This window comes from Gordonia phthalatica, from assembly GCF_001305675.1.
Classification (GTDB): domain Bacteria; phylum Actinomycetota; class Actinomycetes; order Mycobacteriales; family Mycobacteriaceae; genus Gordonia; species Gordonia phthalatica.
In genome coordinates, this window is record NZ_CP011853.1 from 23,181 (window position 1) to 48,196 (window position 25,016).

24 protein-coding genes and 1 pseudogene are annotated in these 25,016 nt (G+C 67.5%); 4 read left to right on the top strand and 21 right to left on the bottom strand.

Features of this window, described 5'->3' with window-relative positions; genetic code table 11:
• Positions 1 to 11 precede the first annotated feature (11 nt).
• The 18 genes from ACH46_RS00095 to ACH46_RS00180 all read right to left on the bottom strand — a co-directional run bounded on the left by ACH46_RS00095 (position 12) and on the right by ACH46_RS00180 (position 16,942).
• Complete coding sequence (locus ACH46_RS00095) at positions 12 to 212, bottom strand: hypothetical protein (RefSeq protein WP_062391153.1); 201 nt, start codon at positions 210 to 212, stop codon at positions 12 to 14.
• Between the two features lie 72 nt (positions 213 to 284).
• On the bottom strand, positions 285 to 1,787 hold the full coding sequence (locus ACH46_RS00100; RefSeq protein WP_062391154.1) for a VirB4 family type IV secretion system protein: 1,503 nt from the start codon (positions 1,785 to 1,787) through the stop codon (positions 285 to 287).
• Entirely contained in the window at positions 1,784 to 2,287 is a 504-nt protein-coding gene (locus ACH46_RS00105) for a hypothetical protein (protein ID WP_062391155.1), read from the bottom strand. Before ACH46_RS00105 ends, ACH46_RS00100 begins: the two co-directional genes overlap by 4 nt.
• 53 nt (positions 2,288 to 2,340) lie before the next feature.
• Positions 2,341 to 3,810 carry an SCO6880 family protein gene (locus ACH46_RS00110; RefSeq protein ID WP_062391156.1) on the bottom strand — a complete coding sequence of 490 codons (1,470 nt, stop codon included), beginning with the start codon at positions 3,808 to 3,810 and terminating at the stop codon, positions 2,341 to 2,343.
• Positions 3,811 to 3,816: 6 nt separating this feature from the next.
• Positions 3,817 to 5,190 (bottom strand): conjugal transfer protein TrbL, encoded by a 1,374-nt coding sequence (locus ACH46_RS00115; protein ID WP_062391157.1) that lies wholly within the window; start codon positions 5,188 to 5,190, stop codon positions 3,817 to 3,819.
• A gap of 36 nt (positions 5,191 to 5,226) precedes the next feature.
• Positions 5,227 to 5,496 (bottom strand): DUF6112 family protein, encoded by a 270-nt coding sequence (locus ACH46_RS00120; RefSeq protein ID WP_062391158.1) that lies wholly within the window; start codon positions 5,494 to 5,496, stop codon positions 5,227 to 5,229.
• 111 nt (positions 5,497 to 5,607) lie between these two features.
• Positions 5,608 to 5,874: a DUF6112 family protein gene (locus tag ACH46_RS00125; RefSeq protein ID WP_062391159.1), complete on the bottom strand. Its 267-nt coding sequence runs from the start codon at positions 5,872 to 5,874 to the stop codon at positions 5,608 to 5,610.
• Positions 5,875 to 5,884: 10 nt separating this feature from the next.
• Positions 5,885 to 7,528 carry a M23 family metallopeptidase gene (locus tag ACH46_RS00130; protein ID WP_082399272.1) on the bottom strand — a complete coding sequence of 548 codons (1,644 nt, stop codon included), beginning with the start codon at positions 7,526 to 7,528 and terminating at the stop codon, positions 5,885 to 5,887.
• Positions 7,529 to 7,541: 13 nt separating this feature from the next.
• Entirely contained in the window at positions 7,542 to 8,270 is a 729-nt protein-coding gene (locus ACH46_RS00135; RefSeq protein WP_062391160.1) for a hypothetical protein, read from the bottom strand.
• 34 nt (positions 8,271 to 8,304) lie between these two features.
• The gene (locus tag ACH46_RS00140) at positions 8,305 to 9,288 is read right to left on the bottom strand and encodes a ParB N-terminal domain-containing protein (protein ID WP_062391161.1); all 984 of its coding nucleotides are present in this window, start codon (positions 9,286 to 9,288) and stop codon (positions 8,305 to 8,307) included.
• Positions 9,285 to 10,148: a hypothetical protein gene (locus ACH46_RS00145; protein ID WP_062391162.1), complete on the bottom strand. Its 864-nt coding sequence runs from the start codon at positions 10,146 to 10,148 to the stop codon at positions 9,285 to 9,287. Before ACH46_RS00145 ends, ACH46_RS00140 begins: the two co-directional genes overlap by 4 nt.
• A gap of 91 nt (positions 10,149 to 10,239) precedes the next feature.
• Positions 10,240 to 10,686: a hypothetical protein gene (locus ACH46_RS00150; protein WP_062391163.1), complete on the bottom strand. Its 447-nt coding sequence runs from the start codon at positions 10,684 to 10,686 to the stop codon at positions 10,240 to 10,242.
• A complete protein-coding gene (locus ACH46_RS00155; RefSeq protein WP_236995109.1) occupies positions 10,683 to 11,306 on the bottom strand; it encodes a DUF2637 domain-containing protein in 624 nt (207 codons plus the stop codon). The genes ACH46_RS00150 and ACH46_RS00155 overlap by 4 nt, the downstream gene beginning before the upstream one ends.
• Positions 11,307 to 11,362: 56 nt before the next feature.
• A complete protein-coding gene (locus ACH46_RS00160; RefSeq protein ID WP_062391165.1) occupies positions 11,363 to 12,334 on the bottom strand; it encodes a bifunctional DNA primase/polymerase in 972 nt (323 codons plus the stop codon).
• Positions 12,335 to 12,565: 231 nt separating this feature from the next.
• Positions 12,566 to 13,462: a helix-turn-helix transcriptional regulator gene (locus tag ACH46_RS00165; RefSeq protein WP_062391166.1), complete on the bottom strand. Its 897-nt coding sequence runs from the start codon at positions 13,460 to 13,462 to the stop codon at positions 12,566 to 12,568.
• Between the two features lie 8 nt (positions 13,463 to 13,470).
• The gene (locus ACH46_RS00170) at positions 13,471 to 14,652 is read right to left on the bottom strand and encodes an MFS transporter (protein WP_062394781.1); all 1,182 of its coding nucleotides are present in this window, start codon (positions 14,650 to 14,652) and stop codon (positions 13,471 to 13,473) included.
• 5 nt (positions 14,653 to 14,657) lie between these two features.
• Positions 14,658 to 15,263 (bottom strand): TetR/AcrR family transcriptional regulator, encoded by a 606-nt coding sequence (locus ACH46_RS00175; RefSeq protein WP_062391167.1) that lies wholly within the window; start codon positions 15,261 to 15,263, stop codon positions 14,658 to 14,660.
• Positions 15,264 to 15,268: 5 nt separating this feature from the next.
• Positions 15,269 to 16,942 carry an ABC-F family ATP-binding cassette domain-containing protein gene (locus ACH46_RS00180; protein ID WP_062391168.1) on the bottom strand — a complete coding sequence of 558 codons (1,674 nt, stop codon included), beginning with the start codon at positions 16,940 to 16,942 and terminating at the stop codon, positions 15,269 to 15,271.
• A gap of 231 nt (positions 16,943 to 17,173) precedes the next feature.
• Between ACH46_RS00180 and mobF the strand changes: the two genes are divergently transcribed.
• A complete protein-coding gene (gene mobF, locus ACH46_RS00185; RefSeq protein WP_226995706.1) occupies positions 17,174 to 19,723 on the top strand; it encodes a MobF family relaxase in 2,550 nt (849 codons plus the stop codon).
• A gap of 55 nt (positions 19,724 to 19,778) precedes the next feature.
• Here the strand turns inward: mobF and ACH46_RS00190 are convergent, their stop codons facing one another.
• Complete coding sequence (locus ACH46_RS00190) at positions 19,779 to 20,786, bottom strand: zinc-binding alcohol dehydrogenase family protein (RefSeq protein WP_024476678.1); 1,008 nt, start codon at positions 20,784 to 20,786, stop codon at positions 19,779 to 19,781.
• Positions 20,787 to 20,857: 71 nt separating this feature from the next.
• Here ACH46_RS00190 and ACH46_RS00195 point away from each other — a divergent pair, with 71 nt between their 5' ends.
• The gene (locus ACH46_RS00195; RefSeq protein WP_024476679.1) at positions 20,858 to 21,208 is read left to right on the top strand and encodes a winged helix-turn-helix transcriptional regulator; all 351 of its coding nucleotides are present in this window, start codon (positions 20,858 to 20,860) and stop codon (positions 21,206 to 21,208) included.
• A gap of 1,037 nt (positions 21,209 to 22,245) precedes the next feature.
• Here the strand turns inward: ACH46_RS00195 and ACH46_RS00200 are convergent.
• Positions 22,246 to 23,859: an alpha/beta hydrolase gene (locus tag ACH46_RS00200; protein WP_062391170.1), complete on the bottom strand. Its 1,614-nt coding sequence runs from the start codon at positions 23,857 to 23,859 to the stop codon at positions 22,246 to 22,248.
• A gap of 161 nt (positions 23,860 to 24,020) precedes the next feature.
• Positions 24,021 to 24,470 (bottom strand): IclR family transcriptional regulator, encoded by a 450-nt coding sequence (locus ACH46_RS00205; RefSeq protein ID WP_082399847.1) that lies wholly within the window; start codon positions 24,468 to 24,470, stop codon positions 24,021 to 24,023.
• Here ACH46_RS00205 and ACH46_RS21895 point away from each other — a divergent pair.
• Positions 24,352 to 24,801, top strand: a complete 450-nt coding sequence (locus ACH46_RS21895) for an aldo/keto reductase (RefSeq protein ID WP_056689190.1) — start codon at positions 24,352 to 24,354, stop codon at positions 24,799 to 24,801. The two genes, ACH46_RS00205 and ACH46_RS21895, sit on opposite strands and share 119 nt — an antisense overlap.
• A 46-nt stretch (positions 24,802 to 24,847) precedes the next feature.
• Positions 24,848 to 24,979: pseudogene (locus ACH46_RS21835) on the top strand (hypothetical protein); the annotation flags it as partial.
• Positions 24,980 to 25,016: the final 37 nt, after the last annotated feature.

Sequence of the window (25,016 nt, forward strand, 5' to 3'; positions counted from 1 at the left end):
GCGGTCCGCCCTCAGCGCGGGTCTTCGTAGTAGAGCGTTCCGGAGTCATACCCGAACAGCACGACTCCCTCGCAGCCAGAAGGGAGTTCAGCAGCATTGAGGAACACCCGAGCCTCGCCATGCCCGTCGGCCTCGGCGTTCCGGAGCAAGATGGCGACGCCGATGGTTTCACCAGGCAGGAACGCGCGCCCCTCGATCTCATAGCGCGGCATCGTCGCGGGTCCAGAGTCAGATAGTGTCTTGTGTCTCATGCCGAACAGGTGCGTCACCCGGCTCGCGGCGGTTCACGGGGTACTCCCATCGGGAGCCAGACCCGATGCCCGAGCGCTCGTGTCGAACAATTCCAACTCAGCAGGATGCAGTTGTGCCTGCACGACGAAACTGCGCTCCTTGATGCGCCACAGACCCTGCCCAACCCCGAGCGAGGGCAACAGCTTGCGTTCGGTGGCGGTCAGGCCGAGCGTCTTGGCGGTGGCGCCCAGCTGGTCGGACTCTTGCCGGTAGATGATGCGGGTCTCGGCGTTGGCGAGGAGGCTGTTGGCGAGCGAGCGCATGGCGCTGCCGGAGTCGCCGACGTTCTCCAGGTCGGTGAGTTTGTGGAAGATGAGGGCGTTGGCGATGCCGTAGTGCCGGGCGAGTCGCCAGTGCGCGTCCATCCGCTTGAGCAGCGACGGGTGCGACATGAGCCTCCAGGCTTCGTCATAGATCACCCACCGCTGCCCGCCTGCCGGGTCCAGCAGCGCTGACTCCATCCACGCCGAGCAGCACGTCATCAGCGCACTGATCAGTGTCGAGTTCTCGGTGACCCGGGACAGGTCGAGGCTGATCATCGGCAGTGTCGGATCGAACCGCACCGTGGACGGGCCGTCGAACAGCCCGGCGAGGTCTCCGGCAACCAGCCTGCGCAGCGCATGGCCGACGATGCGGCCGTCCTCGGCCAGCCTGCCGTCGGTGTCATCAGCAGGATTGAGGATGCGCTCGACGACCATCGGCAGGATCGGCACCGAGTTCTCCCGCACCGTCGCGGTCAGCGCGGTATCGATTGCGGTGTGCTCCAGCGGCGTCAGCGCACGACCCAGGACGACCTCGGCCAGCGCCCCGATCAGGTCGCGGCGACGCGCGGCCACGGTGCTCTCCCACTCGGCGTCGGTGAAGCCCGTGGGCCGGTAGCCCTCGTCCAAGGGGTTGAGCCTGTTGGCCATGCCGTGCCCGAGTGCGATGGCCCGGCCTCCGACAGCTTCGGCGACGGCGGTGTGTTCCCCTTTCGGGTCGCCGGGCACGTAGACGCGTCGTCCGAACGGCAGGCTGCGGGTGTAGAGGGACTTGGCGAGCGAGGACTTGCCGGAGCCGACAATCCCGGCCAGGACGATGTTGGGTGCGGTGATGATGCCGTTGGCGTAGAGCACCCAGGGGTCGTAGACGAAGCTGCCGCCGGAGTAGAGGTCCTGGCCGACGAACACGCCGGAGGAGCCGAGGCCGCCCTCGGCGACGAACGGGTACGCGCCCGACAAGGTGGCGGAGGTGTCTTGGTGCCGGGGCAGGTGGAAGCGTCCCGGGGTGCGCAGCATCGCCGGTCCGGGTTCGCCCGCGGCGGGCAGATACTGGCGGGCGGCGCGCTCGGCCTTCTCCGCTTCGGCGCGGGCCTTGGTCTCCGCGATCTTCCGCTGCCGCTGTTCGTGGTGCAGCTGGTTCGCGGCCTGGTGGCGCTGCTTGCGGTAGCGTCGTCGCTCTTTCGCGGGGGCGACCAGTACCGAGGCGTGCAGCTTCTCCTCCTCCCGCGGGCTCATCGCTCCAGCCCTCGGTTGCGCTTGATGTCCGCGATGCGGTCAGGGGTGAACCATGACCCGTCGCCGCGCACCCGGTTCCGGCGCTCATCGAGCGCCTGCTGTGCGGCGTCGGCGGTGGCGGCATCCTGGGCCGGGCCGGTGCGGTCCCGCTGAGGCGGGTCCCAGGCGATACGACCCAGGTGACCGGAAGCCTGATCGAGGAGCGTTTCGGATGCGCTGACGTGCCGTGCAGCCTGCTGGAGTGCGTCGGCGGCGGCCCAGGCGTCAGCAGCGCCGAGGTTCCGGTCGCCGTCATCGTGCGTCGCGCGCGTCTGATGAGTGAGGCTGGCCCCGCCGAGTTGGATGAGCGACTGCTCGAGCGAGCGGGTCGCGCCAAGCAGTTCCCCGACGATGCCGTAGAGCTCGTCGGGGTTATCGATACGCCTGCTGGCGTGCGCGAGACCTCGCAACGCTTGCCGGGCTTCGGCAGCGTCGGCGGACGGATCGTTGAACGTGGGCATGTCGGGCCTCCAGGTGAATCAGTTGGGGGTGGCTTCGAGGTGCGCCGGGCGGGTCAGACCTTGCGACACAGCGGCAGCGCGGCGGCCGTGAACGCCTGGGCCTGTTGGCCGACCAGCACGCGGGTCTCACACGAGGCTTGAATCGCGGCCTGCTCGATCGCCGCGACCGCCGCCTCCAGTTCGGGGAGCGAGTCGGCGGACACGGAGATCAGGCCGGTGTAACGCAGCACGCCGTGTCCGGCGGTCAGGTCGGCTTCCTGCTGCAGCACGTCGTGGTACTCGGCGGTCTGCGAGGCGTCCTCGATCTGCCCGATCCGGGCCCGCTGGGCAGCGTCGGAGATGTACTCGGTCTTCTTGCGGCGAATGTCGCGGGCAGCCTGATCGGTGCGCAGCGGCGTGCAGAGCAGCGAGAAGCTACGGTGAATGCCACTACTGAGCAGCACGGGCGAGAGGAATCCCGGATGCACCATCGAGCGCGGCCACTCCGAGATCCACACGACGCAGTGGTAGGCCGAGTCGCTGCGCAGATGCCCCCACGACTCGGTGACCGCGACCGGCCCGGCGGTGGCGAGGTCGTGCCCGAGTTCGCCGTGGCGTTCCAGTGTCGCGGCGATCGCCGGGTCATACGCCGAGCGCAGGATGACCGCGATCTGCCCGGTGCCGAGCCAGCCTTTGCTGGTCAGGTCTGCTGAGCGCAGGGCCGCCGAGAAGGTGCTCATCTCCTGTCGCAGCACGGCGGCTGCGCCCTTGATGCCGCCGCCCGCGGTGCGGATCTGGCGGGCCGCAGCACGCATGTCCAGGCTCAGAGACAGGGTGGTCGCGTGGCGTTCCCCGGCGGGCCCGGCTCGGTCGATCAGCTCTTGATAGGTCGTCGCCGCCCACGAGCCGTCGGCGGTGCCGTGCGTGGCCCACCATTCGGCCAGGCCTTGCCCAGAGTCTGGCAGCGTCCGTTCCAGCACTTGCAGCGTGGCGATACGTCCCGAACGGCACACGGTGGCCAGCACTCGGCCCCACGCGGTGACGCGGCGTTCCTGCTCGCCGGGGTCGAGCAGGATGAACGCGGGATGGCTGATCTCGGTGACGACGGTGAGTGTTCCGGCTGTGGGGTCGTGCACCATTCCGGCCCCGGTCTCGGGGTCGGTGTACTCGCGCAGCCTCGCCATGTCGCCGGGCAGCGCGAGCGTCCCGGCAGGGCGTGGGGTGACGATCCTGCGTCGGTAGGCGAGTTGCCCGCCGGTGGTGCGCCACAGCCACCAGCAGGTAACGGGCAGCCATTCGACCAGCGGGCGGCCCGCGACCGGAATCCAAGTGATCGCGGCGGCGAGCACCCAGATCGGCGCGGTGATGGCGAACAGGGCACCCCCGCCTCCGTAGAACGCGGCCACCAGACTCGCCCCGCCGACGCCGAGGGTGATCAGCTGCGATAGCGACAGGCCGAGCAGGATCCCTCTGCGGGTGAGTCGGCTGAACTTCACGGGCACCAACTCGCCGCCGCGCTCGTGGGCCGTTTCAGTGCTGGACATGACAGGTCACTCCTTGGTCGGCTTCGGCGGTGGCGGGGAATCGTTCGGGGTCTTCGGCAGCGGCTGCGAGGGCGGCGGCGCGTGTGGGGTGACCGGCGCCTGCCCCGGCTGCTCGGCACCGGAGGCCGCTTGGTCGGCTTGACCGGCGAGCGCCTGGCCCGCTTTCGGGCCGGCGGTGGCGGCTGCCTTGATCGCCTTGGCTCCGAGCACCACCCCGGCAGCGATCGGCCCCGCCGCTGCCGCACCACCACCGGCACCGGCTGCCGCACCGCCACCGGCGGCTCCGCCAGACCCGCCCGCGCCTGTCCCAGAGCCTGCGCTGCCCGCTGAGGACGACGGGGTTGTCGGCTTCGGGTTCGGGCCACCGCCCGTCTCTGCGCCGCCGGACTTCTTGCCGCCTCCGTTGCCGCCGTCGTCGAGGACCTTCTTCGGGTCGCCGCCCTGCGGCTTGCCGGGTGTCGGCACGGGGCGGTTGAGGGCGCTCTTGGCTTCCTGTTCGGTGCCCATCGAGTTGTAGAGGTCGAAGCCGATGAACGACAGGAACCGGTAGGTCATGTACGGGGCGAACCCGGCCAGCGCCATCAGCACGATCCCGGCCAGCGGGTCGGCGATGTTCGACAGGTCACCGTCGATGGGGGCCGAGACCTGGGTGACGGCGACTAGCAGGATCACCACCAGTACGAGCTTGGAGAGGATGAGCGCGATCACGAACATCGCCCATTTGGAGATCCAGCCGCGGGTGGCGTCCCAGGAGGCGCCGGAGAACGCGAAGGGGGCCAGCACCACCGCCACCAGCAGGAGGGCCTTGCGCACCAGCAGGGACAGCCAGACGATCGCGGCGGCAGCGATAGCCAGGGCTGCGAGGAAGATCGTCAGGATCGCGCCGACCCCGGGCGCGCCGATGTTCAGGGCGGTCAACCCGGCCACGAGGATGGCGATCTTGTCGCCCATCGTCTCGGTGGTCTCACCGCCTGCTTGGATGATGCCGATGGCGAGTTGGTCGGTGATCTCCAGCAACAGCGCGACGAGGGTGATGACCACGAAGGAACCCAGGACGCTCTTGGCCAGCCCCAGGGCGGCGCGGGAGAGAGCGGCGGGTTCCCGGCGGACCATTCCGGTGATCAGCTGCAAACAGAAGAACAGCAGCATCACGAACACCGCGATCCCGAAGATCAGGTTGTAGACCGCCACGTACTCGCTGCTGGTGACATCGACCATCGTGGTGGTGTCGAACACCGTCCAGACGGCCTCGAACATCCAGCCGGCGGCGGCTCCCATCGCGGAGGCGAGCCAGTCGAACGGTGCCGAGATCAGGGTCGCGGCGGCTTCACCGGCCACGTCGCAGACGCTGGAGATGACGGGGATATCGCACACACCCATCACGGACCTCCTCGGGTCGAAGGGGATGGATGGGTCTCAGACGGCTTGGCCGACGCCCCAGAAGAAGTTGATGAGCGTCACCGATGCGCCACAGACGACGGCGGCTCCGCAGGAGATCAAGACGCCGATCTTGCCCCTGCCCGCCAGATGCGGGTTGGACGAGTTCGCGCCGTAAGCCCAGATGATCGCCGAGACGATCAGCGCCAGCACGGACAGGATGAGCCCGACGGTCATGACTGCGCCGACGATGATGCGCAGCTGCTCGATACCGGGCAGGCCGCTGGAGTTGGGGTCGATGTCGATCACGGCAGTTCTCCTTCACGAAGCGATGGGTGGTTCTGCCGACAGGTGCGCCCCGCTCCCACACACCACAGCGCCCGCCCCGAAGAGGGGCGGGCGCTCAGAAGCCGAAGAGGGTCAGAGTTGTTGACCGATGCCGATCAGCCAGTTCATCCAGGCGACACCGGCCCCAGCCAGCACTGCACCACCGAGACAGACCAGCACCCCGACACGGCCCTTGGCGGCGGCGGCATAGTTGCCGGTGCTGGATGAGACCGCCCAGATGATCGCCGAGACGATCAGCATCAACACCGCGATCACCAGCGCGAACATCAGCAACGCACCCACGACCTCCCGTAGGTCGCTGATCCCGGCCAGCCCGTCGAAGTCGGGAAACACATCCATGACCGGCCGCCTATCCGACCGTGACGTGGAGGTGGTCGTAGTGCCCTCCGGTCACGTTGCCGGGGTCGTGCATCCCGCCCCCGTTGTAGGGCCGCCAGCCCTCGGAGTCGCGGGAGAGCGACCAGATCTTGCCCTGCCAGATCAGGTACTCCACCCCGAGCCTCTCGGCGTGGGTCTGCATCCACTCGGTGACCTGCCAGCCGTAGGCCAGCTGCTCGGCAGTCGGGTATTGACCGATCGCGTTGCCGAAGGTCAGGTCGCACGCCCTGCCGACGGGATGCTCTGACTGGGTGCCCGGGCGGGGCGAGTAGCAGCCCCAGCCGGTGTCGGGGAACGCGGCGATGGTCTCCTCGTACAGGTGCAACATCCGGGCGGTGATCTGCCCGGTCGAGGTCGGGTCGTCCACCATCCGGTTCGGGTCGTCGCCGCCGAACGGGGCCGGGTCACCGGCCAGGCTGGTGGTGTTCTCGCAGCCGTCGGGTGGCCCGAGCTCGGCTTCGGGGAGGTCAGCGGCGTTGTGCTGGTTCAGCCACGCGGCGGGGTCGATGTACTCGCCGTTCGTGCCACCGTCACGGACCTCGAAATGCAGATGCGGGCCGGTGGACATGCCACTGGAGCCGACGTCGGCGATGTGCTGCCCGGCCACCACCTGATCGCCTGCGGAGACGTGGATGCCGTGCTGCCAGGAGTGCGCGTAGGCGGTGGCGACCGTCTGCCCGCCAATGCGGTGCTCGATGACGACCAGGCCCCCGTAGCCGCCGGAGAACTCCGCGACCGTGACCGTGCCGGAGGCGGCGGCGAGGATCGGGGTGCCGTCCGGGGCGGCGAAGTCCGCGCCAGTGTGGAAGGACTCCTCGCCGGTGATCGGGTGGATACGCGGCCCGAACGGAGACGTGGCGACCCAGGTGCCCTCCGGCAGCGGGAACACCACCCGTGTGGTCTCGGTGACCTCCGAGGCGACCGTGACCGGCTGCGCTGCGTGGCTGGCCGTGACGGGGCCGCCGGAGCCGGTGAGCGTAGTGAGAATGGTCAGCGCGACCGGCTCGTAGTTGTTGTACCGGTCGGGGTAGGCGCTGACCTCGACGGCTTGGGCCGCCTCGCCTTTGCTCATCTGCTGCCAGCCGGGAATGTCGAGCAGGCCGCGCGGCGACGGGTGGTTGGGGCCGGTCGGGCCGCCGTAGAACGCCCGCGCCTGATAGGTGGGGTCCATGAGGTCGGCGACCGTTCCCCACCCCGAGGCCGGGCGCATCTGGAACAGGCCGAGCGAGTCGTGGTCGGAGCCGTCGCCGTCGTTCGGGTAGTCGGCGGACTCGGGGTAGGCGGAGGTGTTCGACAGCATCCGCAACGTGGATTCGGTCAGCGCGGCCATCAGCGCGATCTGGATGCCGTCGCGCCCCACCCCCTCGATGCCCGAGCCGATCTCGATGATGGTGGCCGCGTGCGTGAGTTGCTGCCGGTTCAGCGTGAAGGTCTCACCGTTCGCGGTGGTGACGGTCAACGAGTCCGGCACGTTCCCGACTGTGATGCCGGTGCCGTCGATGGTGCACGCGGCGTTCGCTGCCGGGTTCATCAGCACGCCGATCCCGACCAGGCCGATGAACGGGCCGAGCATGAGCAGCAGTGCGAGCGCGAGGCCTGCCTTCTTCATCGTCATGCCTCCTGTCTCGTTACCGCAGCGGCTGGTCGAGCATCGACAGGCGCAGCAGGTAGCAGGACCCGGCCGCCCCCGCATCCGGCTGGCCGGTCTCGCTCTGGTTACTGATCGGCGGGTCGTCCTCGCGTGGGCAGGCAAGGAAGATCGTGAACGCCACCGGGTGCTGCGAAGTCACGGGTTCGTCGTTCCAGATGCCCTCGCGGTGCCGGGTGCCCTCGATCGTGATCGCACTCGCCCCGACCGGGAGTTGACCGGGCCGGGCCTGCTCGACCGCCTGCGCCCACTGCTCGGGCACGTAGGCGTCGGTGATGTTCAGGTGCTGACGCGTGCTGTACTGGCGCAGCTGAACCCAGGCATCCCGCGACGGCAGGTAGGAGGCGATGTCCGAGGCCAGCCCTGCCTGCTCGTTCCCGGTCGGGTCGCTCACCTCCAGCAGCACCGCGGTGTAGTCCAGCGGCAGGAACCCGCTCGTGGTGTCCCAGGTGAACAGCGCGTGCGCGGCATCGCGGGCGAAGGCTTCGGGATCGGTGGACGCGGCGATGCGAGGCAGCCGCGGGGTCAGCGGGTCCGGTTCGGTCGGCATCGGTGACACGGGCGTCTCAGGTCGCGTGTCGGAGTCGTTCGGGCCGGTCACCAGCCCGTAGACCCCGATCACTGCCAGGATGAGGAACGCGATACCGGCGCAGACGAGGGAGATCAGTCGGCGGCGGGTGCGGGCGGGGTCATCGGGAGTCGTCTTCATGCCTCCAGGTGCGCCGTCCGCACACAGGCGCGGGTCAGAGCGCCCGCAGGTGCCTGCGCGGGGTGCTCAGCGACTGCCGTGCGGTGCGCAGCTCGTCGGCGAAGGTGCTGGTGCCCTCAGCGGTGGCCACGAACGAAGCGATCTGCTCATCGGTCAGCTCGGAGGCCAGCAGCTCGGCGTCGTAGTGCGTCCACCAGTCGGTAAGTTCCGTCCAGGTGGCGACGAACGCGCGCACCGGCCACCTCACGGGCGTGCTTTCCTCCGTCGATGTGGGCGGGTCGGGCTTGCTCTGCGCGGCGCGGGCACGGGCGAGGGCCTGACGCGCGGCCGCCTCCAGGTCAGGCTTCTGGCTGCTCGCTTCGGCGAGCACGGCGCGGATGCGTTCGTAGGCGGGGTGCACGGGGCCACCGGCATTGATCCGGTCGAGTTCCTCACGAGCCTGTGCGCGCAGCACAGGAGGCGAGTCAGGGTCCTCGGTGATCCGGTGCAGGTAGTCGATCTTCTCCAGCGTGGTGTGCGAAGCACCACCGGGAATCATCGCTGCCGCCTGCCGCCGAGAGTCACCGACAGGACTGTCCAACGGGCTCGCAAACTTTGCGAGCCCGTTCCACCGCGGTTGATGCTCCGCGGAGAACCGGGTCGTCGCCTCATTGCGGGCGGCGTCCTCCGCGATGAGCGCTTTCAGCTCTCGATACAGGGCAGTGGCCTCGATCGGGGTGAGGTCCTTATGGAGCATGTTGTCGTCCTGCTCGGCCAACAGGTGCCCGAGCCTGTCCGAGATGCCCGAGCGCACCCACACGCCCACCGTGCGCCAGCCCAACTGTTTGATCGCCGCCAGCCGCCGCGCACCACACACCAACACCCCGTCGATGGTGACCGTGAGCGGTTGCAGGAGCCCGTCGCGTTCGATGGACTCGGCCAGCGCGGTCAGGTCGCCCAGGTCGGTGCGGTGGCGGTTGCCGACGATGATCGAGTCGACGGTGCGGTCCAGTTCGATGTGCCCGGTGTGCCTGCTCATGACCGGCCCCGGTGTTTCGGGGCCGCGAGGGAGATCAACAGCACCAGGTCGTCGTCGCGCAGCAGCGCGCGCAGGCTCTCGCCGATCAGCAACCGCAGCAGGATGCCGCGTCCGGCGGCGGTCGCGGCATAGGCCGGGCTGGGGTGCCCGAGCAGCGCTTTCAGCAATGCCGTCCATGCGGTGCTGTTCACATCCAGCAGGGCGCGGGCGTGCTTGTCGCGGCGCAGCGCTTCATAGGCGCTCTGGCGGCTGCCCGCACCGGCGAGCGCCTGACAGACGTGCTCGACCCCGGCGCGGGCGACATGCGCCGGCCAGCCCAGCAGCGTGAACAGGGCGATGGCGTCCTCCACCGCGGAATCTGCCGAGCAGCACACCGTCGCGCCCGCTGGCTCATGAGTGTTGGTGGAGTCGGATTCGCCAGGGTCGGGGTCGGTGACGTGGAACGCGGCGTGGTAGTCCGTCAGCGGGTTCTCCCGATCCGAGAGGCGTTCGGCGTCGTGGAACGCGGAGATGTGCGGACGCCGGGCTTGATGCGTCGAGCACAGCAGACCCTGCCCGCGTTCCTCGGCGATGCAGGTGATGCGCACCGCGTGGGTCACCACACCCCACGGGTCGCCCGCGGTGCGAGCGGCCTTGGTGCGCATCACATCGAACGCGGCACTGGCTGCTTCCCACGGGTCCAGGCCGTGCTTACGGGCCAGCGCCCCGTATTTCTCTGCGGCGTAGACCATCAGGTCGGCGGCGACCGGATCGTGCTGCCACGCGCCGGGACCGCCCTCGTACAGGCGGTTCAGCAGAGCACGTAGGCCCTCGCTGCGGGTGAAGTCCTCCGGCTCGGCGAAGGTCGTGCGGGTCGTCATGATGGCACCTCCTGGCGGCAAGGTGCACAGGGAGGGCCAGCGTGTCGGGGGTGGGCGGGCGTTCGTGGTCGAGTCATCACGGTTCACCGCTTCACGACTTCCCGACCGCAGCTCGAGTCGGTGCGTGATGCCGGGCACCGTGCCCGAACGCCGACAGCGGCGACAGCCGCCTGGCCCGGCCGCCGAGGCTCTTCAGCCCGTCCACCATCGGCGCGCGGGCCTTGCGGGCCATCTCGACCTCCAGGTCGATGCCCCGCCCGGCCAGCGATGCGCTGCCACGGGAGATCAGGTCGGTGGGCCGCACCCACTCGATGCCGCGCGCCCGGTGTTCCTCGAGCTTCTGCTCGATCCCCGCGCCCTCAGCCTCCGCTGCCTCGGCGATCTCGTCGGTCTCGGCCGTGGTGTTCTTGCGCTTGGTGATGTCGGCGGCGGCGACTGCATCGGGCACCTGCCGCACCTTGCCGCGGTCGTCGGATGCGTCCGGCTCGGGCGCATCCTCGTGCGCTCGTGCCTGCTCTCGCGGGTCGATGTTCGTCATGTTGTCTCCATCTCTGTTGTGGTTTCCGGTTCCTCGACCGGCGGGGTGAACCAGCGCCCCACAGTCGAGGCGTGCACGCCGAGTTCGTCGGCGATTGCCTTGTTCGACCAGCCCGCCTCCCGCAACCGGACGGCGCGTTCACGCCGACCGAGCACCACCTCGGACTCCGGCTCGGGGGCTGGATCCTGTTCTGGACCGATTGCCGATTCCGGCTCGGATTCGGTCACGGCGGGCAGCTCGGGCGACTTTCCCGTCGTGCTGGACGGGGTGGAGGTCGAGCGGGTCAAGACGACGGTGAGGTGCGTGCTGGCCAGCAGCACCAGTGGCGGCACCGCCGCCACGGTCGCCGCGAGCACACTGGGAACGCTTGTCTCGGCTGCGACGATCGCGTGCAGGGCGTTCGCGGCGACCGACACCAGCGCCCCGCAGATCAGCAGCGCCCACGGATACCACGCACCAGAGCGTCCATCGAGGGCGACGACCGCGATGGTGGAGACCACGATCAGGCCGTCGACCAGCAGCGGCCAGATCCACGCCTGCCCTGCTGCGATGCCCGACCGGGCCGCGAGGTCGGCCAGCGCCATGAACGACAACCAGAACGCGCCGATACCGATCAGCACGGTGCCGGTCGCAGCCGTCACCACCGCCCAACCCCTTGCAGGCCGTCGCGCGTTCATCACAACCCCCGACCACTCACCGGAGCAGCAACCGGCGGCTCGGCACGGGCGAACTCGTCGCCCGCCTGACGTACCGGGGCGCGACGACGCGGGCCGTAAGTTCTGACATGGCGATACGCCGAGCCGACCGTCCGAGTGATTTCCCGCTCACCCAGCCCGGCCTGACCCGCTGCCGGGCCCAGCGCATCGAGCGCTTCACCGGGAGGATGACCGTGCTCAGCCATCCGGCACGCGGCCTTGAACAGCCCGAGATTGCGTTCGCCCTCCGGTCTGCGCGCTACCTGCGAGGCGAGCCGGGCAACATCCAGCGGCCACCCGCCTAGCGGCACGGGCGCGGGCACGTACATCGCGCGCGGGTCGAGGAAGTCGCGCAGCCTCTGCGCCGCCAACGGCACGGCAGGGCCACTGGCCACAGTCTCAACCCGGTACAGCATCCGGCGGCTACCGACCGCGCGCTGCGAGGGCGGCACGATGATGTAGCCACCGTCGCCCCGGAAGTCGATGCCCGCCCGGCCCACCTGCCACGACCGCTGCTCCCGCTCGGCGTGAGCCGGGAAGTACAGATGCCTTCCTCCGGTCGGCGTGCTCACCACCGCGAACGGCTCAGGCAACAGCCCCGCATGCGCTGCACGTCCGAACGCGGCGTATCCGTTGACGCCATGCACGTCAACATCCACGACCACCACGCCCGAAGCCACGCCGGTCGGGATGGCGAGATTCGCAGTCGGCCGTTGCCGCCACCACGCCTCCACCTGCTCGGCGTCGACAGACGCCTCATGAAAGCCGCGCCTGGGAATCGGACGCTTCCCACCCGGCGCGCACGAGAACACCGGCACACCAAGCCGTGCCAGCTCACGCGCGACCACAGGCAACGGCACGCCCTCGTCGAGCCGAGAGAAGACCGCCGCGACCGCGGAGGCCCGGCACGCGGTCACATCCTTCGCCGCGTGAGCGTCGCGTACCTCAGCCATCACCGGACCTCCCTCTCACCGGATGCCACCCTCACTGGGTGGCCCTACGACCGTGAGGTACGTCGGGAGGATCAAGAAGACACGACGGACAAGGAAGCGAGACGATGACCGTCAGGCTTCTCGAAGAACCCGACGAGTCCCTACCGGCCTACCAGCCCATCCGGGCTCCGAACGGAGAGAGACCGATGATCTGGGAGAAGCGGCACAGAGTTGGCAGATCCGGCACAACGTTCAGACGCTCTGCATGCCCATCGTGCGGTAGCGGCCGGGGCTGACACCGACGTACTGACGGAACAAGCGGGTGGCGTGGGAGCGCGAGCGCCAGCCCACTTGCTGCATCGCGGCGGTGACGGTCAGATCAGTCTCTCGCAACAGCGTTGCGAGATGTTCGGCGCGGATCATCGTCAGGAACGCCAACGGGGTTTTGCCGTACGCCTCCACGAACACGCTGGACAGCCGCGACGGCGACAGGTGAACCTCTGTAGCAAGGTCTTCCAGCGTCCACCGCCTTGCAGGGTACTCCCGCAGCAAGGTAGCGGCCCTCCGAACTTCAATGCGCAACGGTGTAAAGCGACGATCCCTAGGCAACGTGGGCCGGATATGCGCACGCTGCGAGGGTGAAATGCGCACAGGCGAGACTTTGACAAACGGGGCGATGACGTATGCGATTTGGAACCACAGCGCCTGCATCCGGTAGTAGTGGCTCACGAAGTCGCCATCGACGCTAAGTGCCACCAACTCATCCAGCCACGGCATCATCATCTCGGCCCGATCCTCGCCGAGTCGGAGCAACTGCGAGGGTTCGGTATAGATCGTCTCTGCGAGCCCTCGCGCGTCAAGCCGGTCGTGCAGGAATGCAGCGTATTGCCAGCGCACCTGGTCGAGCACATAGTCAGTGTCGAGATAGATCGTGGTCACGGTGATGTGTCCCTCAGGCTCCGATCCTGCCAGCACGTTTGCGCCCAGCAAGATCACATCACCGGACTTGACCGGCTGCCGACCGAATTCACTGAACACAAATGCGGAACCGTCGCGGACGACGATGACCTTCACACAGTCATAGGCCACCGGCCCCACAGGACGGTGCACCGCCTGAGTGCGCGCCGTAAGCGGGCGAAAGAACTGCACGGCATGGCCTAATCATCATCGGCTGCCGGTACAGGGACGAGCTTGCTTCGGGAAACAAATGCCAATAATAGAAGCGCCGAAACGGCGAAGCCTGCTGCCGTAAGGGGAAGCGCGCCCACCCCTGCGACGGAGAGGATGCTGCCTCCTGTCGCAGCTCCTATGGACACTCCGAGGTAGGTGCCGGAAGTGTTCAGCGCCAGCGCTTGCCCGGAGACCGGACCGGCGAGGTGATGCAGGCGGGCTTGGATTGCCGGGGAGTTCCAGAACGCCATACCGCCCCACAGCGTCGCGACGACCAGCACGAGCGGCAGTGGAGCGGGTCTGGCTGTCCAGAGCACCCAGAGGACGATCATCGTGGCAACGATCGTGCCGATACCGATCAGCAGGGTTCGATCCGCACCGAGGCGGTCGGTAGCGATCCCACCGAGCCAGATGCCCACGATGCCGGCGATCCCGGACAGGCTGAAGGCGAGTGCGCGTTCCTCGATGCCTGCTGTAGTGGTCTCGGCCAGGTAGGGGGCGAGGTAGGTGAGCATCATCATCGAGCCGGTCATGAGCAGGCAATTCGCCATCAATCCGAGTGAGATCGGAGCTCGCCGCAGGATGCGGAACTGCTCGGCCAGCCGTGGAGTGTCGTCGGTTCCCTCGGAGCGGGGTAGCGTGCTGAGCACGAGGACGAGGACGAGAGCCCCTGCGATGGCCATCGTCGCGAAGGTCGCTCGCCAGCCGAGGACGCCGCCGATCCAGGTGCCAAGCGGCACTCCGGCTGCGATTGATCCCGTGACGCCGAGCGAGACGATGGCGAGGTACCTGCCGACCTTCTGCGTTGGTGCGTGGCGGGCGGTGAACGCGAACAGTGCCGGAGTCATCGCCGCTGCCGCCAACGCAGCGGCAACGCGCAGCACCGTCAACACCGCAAACGAATCAGTGGCCGCGGCGGCGACGTTCGCGGCGATGAAGGCAAGCAACGCGGTCGTGAACAGTCTCCGCCGTGGCACCGCCGCGAGAACGACTGCCGCGACCGGTGCAGCAATGGCGACGGTCAGGGAGAACACGGTGACCAGTTGTCCGGCCTGTCCCTCGGCGACCCCCAGATCGGCCGCGAGTTCAGGCAGGATCCCGGCGATCACGTAGTCGTCGGTGTAGAGCACGAACGCAGCGGCCAGCAGTGTGAACAACCACGCAGGCATACGCATCACCCAGGACACGCTTTCGCGAGCAGCATCCGCAGATGCGCCCGTAGGACGGCTCGCATGCGTTCGACGCTCAGATCGCCGTGCGGCGTCACGGTGTCCAGCGTCAGCCCGCCGATCACGGCGGCGAGCTGCGCCGCAGCGAGGTCAACGTCAGGCACGTCGAGGAAGTCGAGCGCTTCGCGTAAGACAGCAGCGAGGTCGGCGGCCATGCGCGCGGACATTGCGCGGAACACCGGCATGGTCCGGGACGCCATGATCAGTTCGACCACCACGATCGCCTCGTCACGACGCGGCTCATCGACCGGCATGACCGCCTCGACCAGGGCTTGCAGGGCGTCGAGTGCCGCCTCACCGGTGAGCCCGCGCAGTCCTTCGGCCGGATGGGCAGCGAGACGGCGACCCATCCGGGCGCCCGCCTCCTCCGCCGCGGCGGTGAGCAGATCGTGATGTCCGTCGAAGTAGTGCCGCACCGAGCCGATGTTTAGACCGGACTCATCGGCCACCTTCCGCAGCGACACACCCTCGATGCCCTCGGCCACCACGAGGCGGAACGCCGCCTCGATCACCTGCTGACGCCGTTCCTCCGGATCGATCCGTGCTGGCATGACTCCTACTTCCTCTCCCTGGTGACGCGGGCTTCGTCCCACACGGGCTCGCTGCTCTCGTAGACGTCCCCGTCGGCTCCGAAGATGAGGAAACGATCGAAGTCACGTGCGAACCAACGATCGTGCGTCACGGCGAGCACCGTGCCCTCGAACGCCCCGAGCGCGTGCTGGAGGGCTTCGGCGGAGACGAGGTCGAGGTTGTCGGTCGGCTCGTCCAACAGCAGCATCGTCGCCCCACCGAGTTCCAGCAGCAGCACCTGGAACCTCGCCTGCTGTCCTCCTGAAAGCGAGTCGAAGTGCTGTTCGGCGGACGTCGCCAGTTCGTAGCGGGCAAGCACCCGCGAGGCGTCCTCTCGGGGAAGGCCGGTGCGGTGCTCATCACCGCGGTGCAGGATGTCCAGCAGTGCACGGCCCGCGAGGTCGGGGCGGCTGCGATTCTGAGCGAACCATCCCGGCCGAACCCTCGCACCGAGCCGTGCTGCTCCCCGGTGCGGCACGGGTTCGATCCTCGCGTCGGTCACGGGCTCCTGCCCCGGGGCAGGGTCGGTGCCCCCGGCCGCGAGCAGGCGCAAGAAGTGCGACTTGCCCGACCCGTTCGAGCCGAGCACCGCGACCCGATCACCGAAGTACGCCTCGAAATCGAACGCACGCATCAGACCCGTCAGCTCCAGCGCCTCGCAGGTCAACACCCGCTTCCCGGTGCGCCCCCCGCGCAACCGCATCTGAAGGCGCTGCTCGCGAGGCTGCTCCTCTGGAGGCCCGGCCTCCTCGAACCGCGTCAGCCGGGTCTGCGCTGCCCGATACCGGGAGGCCATGTCAGAGTTGTAAGCGGCCTTCTGCTTGTACATGAGCATGAGCGAGCGCAGCTTCGCGTGCTCTTCGTCCCAGCGGCGGCGCAGCTCGTCCAACCGCTCGAACCGCTGCTCCCGCGCGCGGTGGTAGGTGTCGAATCCGCCCGGATGCGTCCACGCGGTGTTGCCCGCCGCACCGAGCTCCAGTGTCACGATCGAGGTCGCGGTCCGTGCCAGCAGCTCACGGTCGTGACTCACATACAGCACGCCCTTGTCCGTCGCGCGCAACTGCTCTTCCAACCAGCGTTTGCCCGGCACGTCCAGCGAGTTGTCCGGCTCATCCAACAGCACCAGATCATCCGGGCCGCGCAGCAGCGCCTCCAGCGCAAGCCGCTTCTGCTCACCACCCGATAACGTCGACAACGACCGGTCGCGACACCGCTCGAACGGCACTCCGAGTGCGGCGACCGTGCAGACATCCCACAACACCTCGGTGTCATAGCCGCCCACCTCGCCCCATGCGGCGACAGCCGCCGCGTACGCCATCTGCGACTGGGTAGTGCCCTGCTCTTTCATCACGACCTCAGAGCGAGCGAGATGTGCGGCGGCATCGCGGATCACAGGCTGCGCGACCGACAGCAGCAACTCGCTGACCGTCGCGCCCGTGACGAACTGACGCATCACGCCGAAACTGCCGCCACGAGTCACCGCGCCGGAGTCCGGTGAGAGTTCGCCCGTGACGATCCGAAGCAGTGTGCTCTTTCCAGCGCCGTTCGCGCCGATCACGGCGACCCGCTCACCCGCCCCCAGGCTGAGCGAGACGTCGCGTAGCAGCGGGCGACCATCCGCCAGCGTGTACGCCACCGAGGCGACATCAAGATGAGCCATAGCTCCAAACTATCACACCTGTGATAAATAGTTCGCCATGCGCGCCTATCAGGTCTTCGTTCGTTCGCTCACCAGCGCGTGATGCGCGGTGCCAGTAGCGGCCTGCTTCAGCCCTCCACACGTCTGGCACTAAGAGTGCGAGCCGCGCGCTGCGCGCGCACCTGACCCCCGAGATCGCCCCTCCCGTAGCGGTCTCGGGGAGGGGCCGTCGTGGTTATGACCATCCGGGTCATGTCGTCCGGCAAGGGCTACGAGTACCTGCTGAAGTCGGTCGTCGTCGGCGACGGCGACCGCGAGATGAGTAGCCCGCTGACCCGGTACTACACGGAGACAGGCTCTCCGCCCGGCACCTGGGTCGGCACCGGCCTGATGAGCCTCGACAACGGGCGCACCCCAGCGTTGGCCGAGGGCGACACGGTGACCGAGGAGCACCTGGCCCGGCTCCTGGGCGACAGCATCCACCCGGTCACCGGCGAACGGCTCGGCACCCGGTTCCCCTCGTTGCAGCCCCCGCGCGAGCGGATTGCGGCCCGGATTGCGCGCCTCGACCCCGAGTTGTGTGGCGAGGAGCGCGAGCAAGTGGTGCAGCGCATTCGTGAGGAGGAGGTTGCGAAGAAGCCGCGCACCGCCGTTGCGGGGTTCGACTTGACGTTCTCTCCGCCGAAGTCGGTGAGCGCGATCTGGGGCGTGGCCGACGCGGGTACGCAAGCTCTGATTGCGCAGGCGCATCACGCCGCGATGCGCGACACGATCGCGTTGCTGGAGGATCGCGTTGCGGTGACTCGGGTCGGCCGAGGCGGTGTGGCGCAGATGCCGATCGTCGGGGTGATCGCCACGGCGTTCGACCACTACGACAGCAGGGCAGCAGACCCGCAACTGCATACGCATGTGGTCGTGTCGAACAAGGTGCAGGGTCAGGATGGGCGCTGGCGCACCCTCGACTCGCGCCGCCTGCATAAGGCCGCTGTCGCTCTCTCGGAGTCGTACAACGGCTTTGTCACCGATCACACCGCGCGGTTGCTCGGCGTGACGTGGGTGCCCGTCGACCGGGGCAAGGACCGCAACACCGGCTGGGAGATCGAGGGCGTACCGGCGGCTTTGATCGCAGAGTTCTCCCGTCGCACCACCGGAGGCAGCGACGGCGCGGCGGGCATCGAACAGGTTAAGAACCGGCTGATCGAGCAGTACGTCACTGAGCATGGGCGGCAACCCTCAGCGGCGATGATTGCGAAGCTGCGGCAGCAGGCGACCTTGGAGACGAGGCGTGAGAAAGAACTGCACCCGCTGGCCGACCTGACCGCTGACTGGCGGGCGCGTGCCGAGGTCGTGCTCGGCGAGGACGCACCCACGTGGGCGCAGCACCTGCTTGACCGGGGTGCGACCGAGGCGAGGCTGCGTGCGGACGATCTCAGGCTGGAGCAGATCGAGGATCTCGCCTCGGTGGTGCTGATGAGCGTGGCGAACCGGCGCGCAACCTGGGGGCGATGGAACCTGCACGCCGAGACGATGCGGCAGATCATGGGCGTCCGGTTCGCCACCACCGGCGACCGTCTCCGGGTGCTCGACCAGATCCTCGCGCACGCCGAAGCCGGATCGCTGCGGCTCACCCCGGACTACGACCGCACCGTACCCGTTCATTACGTCGAGGGTGAGGGCAACAGGTTCCAGCCGGTCGATCAGATCGCCTACTCCAGCCAAGACATCCTCGACGCCGAACGGCGGCTCCTCGCACACAGCCAAGATGACGGTGGCCCCTCACTGACGGCGCGGCTCGTCGCGCGGCATACCTCTCGCAAGATCAGGGGCGTCCGGCTTGACCCTGACCAGGCCGTCGCTATCACTCGCATCGCCCGTTCCGGGCTGACCCTCGATCTGCTGGTCGGCCCCGCTGGTTCCGGCAAGACCACCGCGCTCCGTGCCCTGCACCGGGCGTGGACAGCCGGGCACGGGCGCGACTCGGTGATCGGCCTCGCGCCGTCGGCGGCTGCTGCCGAAGTGCTCAGTGACTCGCTCGGCGTGCGGGCGGAGAACACCGCGAAGTTCCTCTATGAGCACGCCAAAGGGCGCTGGAAGCTCGAAGCCGGGCAGCTCGTGCTCGTGGACGAGTCCTCCCTTGCCGGAACTCTCGCGCTCGGTCGCATCGCCGCGCACGCCGCCGAGGTCGGAGCCAAGGTCGTGCTCATCGGCGATTGGGCGCAGCTGAGCGCGGTCGAGACGGGCGGGGCGTTCGGGATGCTCGTGCGTCACCGGCAGAGCGTTCCCGAACTCACCGACGTGAGACGCTTCGCCAAGGAGTGGGAGAAGAGCGCCAGCCTCGGCCTGCGACACGGACGCACCGATGCGCTGGACGAGTACCAGGAGCGGGGCAGACTGGCGGGCGGTGACGCCGAGACGATGCTCGATGCGATCTACGAGGCGTGGCGCAGCGACCGCGACGCGGGCCTGCGCACACTGATGATCGCGGGCACCGGCGAGATGGTCGCCCAGCTCAACGAGCGCGCCCGCGCCGACCTCATCGAGACCGGGCATGTTGAGGCAGACGGCCTGCGTCTGCACGACGGCACCACCGCAGGCGTCGGCGATCTTGTCGTCACCCGGCTCAACGACCGCCGCTTATCCACGGGCAGGGCTTGGGTCAAGAACGGCGACCGCTGGCAAGTCATGCATCGCTACGACGACGGCTCGTTGGCGGTACGGCGGCTGGGGCGCAGCGACAAGCCCCACGGCAAGGCTCTCGTGCTGCCCGCGAAGTACGTGCGTGAGGAACTCGAACTCGGCTAGCCGAGGTTCTGCAAACGCACTCGCCTGTGAACATGCGCGTGCGCGCGGTTTCAGTCTACTCCCATCTGTGGACGGTGACCTTGCCGACTGTGCGGCCGTTCTCGACCAACTCGTGCGCCTCGCGGAGTGTGGTCGGTGAGATCGGCGCGAGTGTCGTTGTGGCCGTGGTGCGGATGCGGCCCTGATCTACAAGGTCAGCGACAGTGTTCAGGAGCTGGTGCTGTTCAATCATGTCCGGGGTCTGCCTGAGCGGACGGGTGAACATCAGTTCCCAGTGCCAAGCGATGCTCTTGCCCTTGAGCGGGAACACGTCGCGCGGACCGTCGTCAATGGCGACAATATGCCCGAACGCTCGAACGATCCGCGCATAGGTTTCGATCTGCCCCGCGGAATGCGCGGTGAACAGCCAGTCCACGCCATCCTGCGCGACGGCGAGCACCTGCTCAGCCAGGTCGTCGCGGTGGTTCACCACATGCTCCGCGCCCAGGTTGCGCACCCAGGCGGAGCGTTCATCGTCGGAGGCGGTGGCGATCACGGTGACGTTCGGCAGGAGCGCGTCGGCCAGTGCCAGCATGATCGATCCGACTCCGCCGGTCGCGCCGATCACCAGCAGGGTGCCGGTCGAGTCCTCGGTAAGGGCGAGCCGCTCGAACAGGGTCTCCCAGGCGGTGATCGCCGTCAGCGGCAGCGCAGCAGCGTCGGCAAACGACAGCACCTGCGGCTTGCGCCCCGTAATCCGCTCATCCACAACATGCAGGCGCTGGTTCGTACCTGGCCGGTCGATGCTGCCCGCGTAGTACACCTCGTCACCCGGAGCGAACAGCGTCACCGCTGAGCCGACCTCGCGCACCGTACCGGCGGCGTCGAAGCCGAGCACCTTGAACCCGTTCGCAGGAGCGCCTTCCCGCAGTTTCACATCGACCGGGTTCACCGAGACCGCCTCGACCTCGACCAACAAGTCATGCGGTCCAAGTTCGGGCACCTCGACCTCGCGGGCGGTCAGCGCCTCGGGGTCGGTGGCGGGGAGGTTCTTCTCGTATCCGATCGCAGTCGTAGCCGTCATGCCAATTATGGTTCCCCAGACCTACTGGTTACCGTCAAGGCAACCTAGTACCCATCGGATACCATGAACGTATGAGTCAGACCGTGGATGAGTGCGACCGGAACGACGTGTACGCGGCCATGTGTCCGTGCCGCGACATGCTCGACCTGCTCGCCAACAAGTGGAGCGCCCTGGCCATCGGTGCGCTCGAAGACGGGCCGCAACGCAACGGGCAACTCAAACGACGCTTGGAAGGCGTCAGCCCCAAGGTGCTGTCCCAGACCCTCAAGCGTCTCGAAGACCACGGCCTGCTCACTCGCACCGTCTACCCCGAGGTTCCCGCTCGCGTGGAGTACGAACTTACTGACCTCGGACACAGCGCAGCCGCCCCGTTGAAGCATCTGCGCGACTGGGTTGAACACAACGTCGGAACCGACCAGTAGCGACCCCCTCGGCGCTACATCGAGCCAGGAGTCCCGGCCTCCGCGTAATACCGCGTCAACACAGACGAGGCGTCGCGGTCGCCGTCACCGGACACGACAGAGTTCAGCAGGTACCGGTACCCGTCACCGGTCGTCATCACCCTAATTGATAACGTCACACCTAGAAGGTGCGAAGTAACCGACGCGCGAGCACAGGAGCGCTTCTGTCATTTCGAAGGCGAGACTTCGCGCGATTGGGATTCGCCGGGCCATCCTTCTTCTCTTTCGTCGAACGTCACCGCAACACCGTGTCGCTGGGGTTCGTGAAATCTTCTTCCGGAAGCGAAACCCAGGTACTGCGCCATGAGGAACTCGCCGCAGCGATGCACAGGCGTTCGACAGTTCGGTCGCACGAACCGATCGTTTGTTAACGGACGGCACTGTACGTCGATCGAAAGTCGCGCCGACACCCCCTGCGAATTCGCGTCGCGGGATAGTTTGCCAGGATCCGGCGATCAGCGTGGTGCGCATCAAGGAGGTGCGCAGCGGCCTCAGCACGAGGAGCCTGCCCGCGAGGCCGACCACCCCGCCCCTAGGAACGGTAGGAGTGCGACGTCGGGGCGAGCTGGGGGCCACCCCCCGAGACCGAAAGTAGCACCGCAGCGACGATAAGCGCCACGCCAACCAGGGTGGTCGTCAGCTCCCCGACCAACGAACCGATCCATCCGCGTTCCTGGAGGTCTCGGAACATCCTTATGCTCAGCCCGAACGTTCCGTTCGAGCTGCGAACCGATCGTCTCGATGCGTCGTGGCAGACGCCTCAGCTGTCCACCGATGACCTGGAGTTGCACGCGGCCGTCGGCGAACATCTCCCTTGAGTCCATCGCCAGACGTATGAAATGAGGAGTTCGAGCAAGGGCCCGATCGACCAAGTCGTAGTCGGCAACGAGCTGGCACAGCGTTCCCTCGAGTGACACGAAGGAAACGACTGGCGTTCTCCTCCGCTGTTGGGGACGTCGGGTCGGCTGAAATAATGGCCGGGACGATACGGTGGCGAGTCAGAGCGCCGTGATCCACCGCGCGATCTCGTCAGCGATCTCGTCGCTATTGTCTTCGACCATCAGCGAGTGGCCGTTCCCAGCGAGAAGAGGCAGTTCGGACGACCAGAAGGTGACGGCGGCGCCCTGATCGGTGAGCCAGGCCACGATGTCCTGATCCAGCTGCGAGGGGTGGTCGGTATCGGCTCCACCCGTGAAGACGAGAATCGGCTTGTTCGTGAACGCGTCGGTCGGCCCGATCCTCATTTGGCTCCCACCGATGTTCTGACGCTGATAAAGCATCCGGGCCGGGATCGGCCGAAGGGTGCGGCGGAACACCTCGATGCACTCGCGGGGGAACCGCCGGCTGGGTCCGATGGCCTTGTCGTTCACGAAGGCGCTTGTGGGTTCCCAGAAACCCATCTTCGGGATGGTCCAGTCGATGGCCGCTCCACGGATGGAGACCTCCTGGTCGGACTCCCTCACGATCTCGGGCACCGCCTGTATATTTCCAGGCGGGCCCGGAGCGACGGCTACGAGCCCGTCGATGAGATCGCCATGCGTCTCTAGGAGGCGGAAGCCAATCGGACCTGCCATCGAGTGCACGACCAGCACGACGTTCCGGCCGAGACCAGAGAGGAACACGCCCATCCCTCGGCACACGCTCTCATAGTCCAGCCGCGCAGACGCCGCACGATCATCGACGTGTTGGGCCGCCTCATAGGACAACCCCAGCCAGTCCACCACCAGCACACCGTAGCCATGCGATACGAATCGTGCCGCCCAGCCCTGTCGGCCGTCGGGCGTCTCGAGATAGTACTCGTTCGAGGCACCACCCCCGTGCACGAGGACGATCCACCGAGCAGGCGCACCCGACGGCGCCAGTTCGGTGTACGAGATCGGCGCGACGTCGTCTGGGTAGGCAATGACGGCGTCGAGGGCCCGTGCGAGCCTCTCCGGATGCGTGAGCATCACCATATGGCTTCCGTCGATCTCGATCGTGCGCGGACTATCAAGCCGCCCGGCCGCGGCCTGGTAGATCTCAGCGGGAACGGCCTGGTCCTGAGCGAGGAACACATAACTTGACGGGATGCTGCTCGCCCAGAACCGGTCGAGGCGGATCGGCTCATAGAACCAGCCTGCCGGCGTTGGGACGAGCCTCGGCTCGACCGCGGCGAGCTGCTCCGGGGTCGCGTCCTGCATAAACGACGCGGCCCAGAGCTCAGGCGGCATGACGATGGTGTTGTCGTCGGACTGACTCGCAAGCGCCTTCGTCGCTGCGACCAACGGATCGGGGAGCACGTCGTTAATGGTCTCGCCGTCGCGCAGCACCCAGGCGTCGACGAAGACGACCCGGCCGATGCGCTCGGGCATCGCCTCAGCGACGAGTTGGATGAGCGGACCTCCGCCGCTATGACCGACGAGCACGATGTCGAGCTGGGTGAGCTCTCTTACCTGATCGATCAGATCGCGCGCCATCATGCTCATCGTGACGCCGGAGCGGTCCACGTCACCGTCTTCGAGACCGCGCAGCGTCGGCGCGATCACCTCGTGCCCCATTCTGCGCAATTCGTCGGCGACGCCGTCCCACACCCAGCCGCCTACCCATCCGCCGTGCACCAGTACGATCTGCATTGATCATCTTCTTCGCATATTTATCTGCTGAGCAGAACTTGTTCCTAACTAGAAGACACAATAGCTTGCGCGGCGCCAACAGTCCAGCATGGCTCGAGCTCTCTTCAGAACGCGCCGAACGACCCCTGCACCAGGTCGCAGGGGAAAGAGACGACGAGCCTTCAGGAGGTCAGGTCGGCCAGACGTACGGCTGCCTCATCGAGGAGTGCGACGAGGGTCTTCACCTTGCGGGGAGGCAAGCGGAACACCGGGGCAGATGCGTTGATCGCCAACCGCAGCCCGCTCGCCGAGGGAACGGCCACGGCCACCGAGGCCACGCCCTCCTCGCTCTCCTCCCGGTTCGTTGCATAGCCCTGCTTCGCGACAAGATCCAGTTGTGCGAGGAGCTCGGTCTTGGTACGGATCGACTGCGGAGTCACCTGTGAGAGTTGCTCGTCGGGGTAGAGACGGTCCAATTGTTCTCGCGGGAGCTGCGCCAGGAGAACCTTTCCCGTGGAGGTGCAATGGGCCGGCATCTCCTTGCCCAACCGTGAAGCGACTCGCACCGCCGTCGTCGGTTCCGAGACCGGGGTCGTGCCCGACGTGAACCAGATCCAGCTCAGCCCCGACATCGCCCGTACCGTTCCTCGACGCGCGCACGAGGTGCTCGGTATCGTGACCGAGAGCTGGAGCCCGCTCGGCCGCGGGCCCGAGCTGCGGGAGAACCCGACGATCGTGCAGATCGCGGCGGACGTCGGACGAACGGCGGCACAGGTGGTGCTCCGCTGGCACGTGCAGCAGGGCCTCGTGCCGGTGCCGAGATCGTCAGACCCCAAACGCCTGGTCGAGAACCTCTCGGTCTTCGACTTCCGCCTTAGCACCGACCAGATGGCCACGCTTGCGTCCCTCGACAACGGCGAAGCCGCCGCGCGGGACTCTGACCTGCCCGAGAACGGTCATTAGTCCACCAAGAACACCAAAATCGTCACCGATCTGGTAAATTCAGCGCGCTCTGGAGACGCAGCAGAACGCCTCGCGCGGCTCCTGGACATTCGACTACACGCAGGACCGGCTCTCCGCCATCATGCGCTGCACACACGACCGCTGCCTCGAGACCGCCGACGAATACGGCTCGCCAGGCTTGCCCGGTGGACTTCGGCGACTGCGCGAAGCAACTG

Coding starts and splice junctions, on each gene's coding strand:
- ACH46_RS00160 (WP_062391165.1), bottom strand. CDS start 12,334: ATGGCTGAGGTACGCGACGCTCACGCGGCGAAGGATGTGACCGCGTGC.
- ACH46_RS00170 (WP_062394781.1), bottom strand. CDS start 14,652: ATGCCTGCGTGGTTGTTCACACTGCTGGCCGCTGCGTTCGTGCTCTAC.
- ACH46_RS00110 (WP_062391156.1), bottom strand. CDS start 3,810: ATGTCCAGCACTGAAACGGCCCACGAGCGCGGCGGCGAGTTGGTGCCC.
- ACH46_RS00180 (WP_062391168.1), bottom strand. CDS start 16,942: ATGGCTCATCTTGATGTCGCCTCGGTGGCGTACACGCTGGCGGATGGT.
- ACH46_RS00145 (WP_062391162.1), bottom strand. CDS start 10,148: ATGACGACCCGCACGACCTTCGCCGAGCCGGAGGACTTCACCCGCAGC.
- ACH46_RS00130 (WP_082399272.1), bottom strand. CDS start 7,528: ATGACGATGAAGAAGGCAGGCCTCGCGCTCGCACTGCTGCTCATGCTC.
- ACH46_RS00175 (WP_062391167.1), bottom strand. CDS start 15,263: ATGCCAGCACGGATCGATCCGGAGGAACGGCGTCAGCAGGTGATCGAG.
- ACH46_RS00140 (WP_062391161.1), bottom strand. CDS start 9,288: ATGAGCAGGCACACCGGGCACATCGAACTGGACCGCACCGTCGACTCG.
- ACH46_RS00205 (WP_082399847.1), bottom strand. CDS start 24,470: ATGTCGGGGCTGAGCTGGATCTGGTTCACGTCGGGCACGACCCCGGTC.
- ACH46_RS00190 (WP_024476678.1), bottom strand. CDS start 20,786: ATGACGGCTACGACTGCGATCGGATACGAGAAGAACCTCCCCGCCACC.
- ACH46_RS00135 (WP_062391160.1), bottom strand. CDS start 8,270: ATGAAGACGACTCCCGATGACCCCGCCCGCACCCGCCGCCGACTGATC.
- ACH46_RS00125 (WP_062391159.1), bottom strand. CDS start 5,874: ATGGATGTGTTTCCCGACTTCGACGGGCTGGCCGGGATCAGCGACCTA.
- ACH46_RS00200 (WP_062391170.1), bottom strand. CDS start 23,859: ATGCAGATCGTACTGGTGCACGGCGGATGGGTAGGCGGCTGGGTGTGG.
- ACH46_RS00100 (WP_062391154.1), bottom strand. CDS start 1,787: ATGAGCCCGCGGGAGGAGGAGAAGCTGCACGCCTCGGTACTGGTCGCC.
- ACH46_RS00150 (WP_062391163.1), bottom strand. CDS start 10,686: ATGACGAACATCGACCCGCGAGAGCAGGCACGAGCGCACGAGGATGCG.
- ACH46_RS00195 (WP_024476679.1), top strand. CDS start 20,858: ATGAGTCAGACCGTGGATGAGTGCGACCGGAACGACGTGTACGCGGCC.
- ACH46_RS00115 (WP_062391157.1), bottom strand. CDS start 5,190: ATGGGTGTGTGCGATATCCCCGTCATCTCCAGCGTCTGCGACGTGGCC.
- ACH46_RS00095 (WP_062391153.1), bottom strand. CDS start 212: ATGCCGCGCTATGAGATCGAGGGGCGCGCGTTCCTGCCTGGTGAAACC.
- mobF (WP_226995706.1), top strand. CDS start 17,174: ATGTCGTCCGGCAAGGGCTACGAGTACCTGCTGAAGTCGGTCGTCGTC.
- ACH46_RS00105 (WP_062391155.1), bottom strand. CDS start 2,287: ATGCCCACGTTCAACGATCCGTCCGCCGACGCTGCCGAAGCCCGGCAA.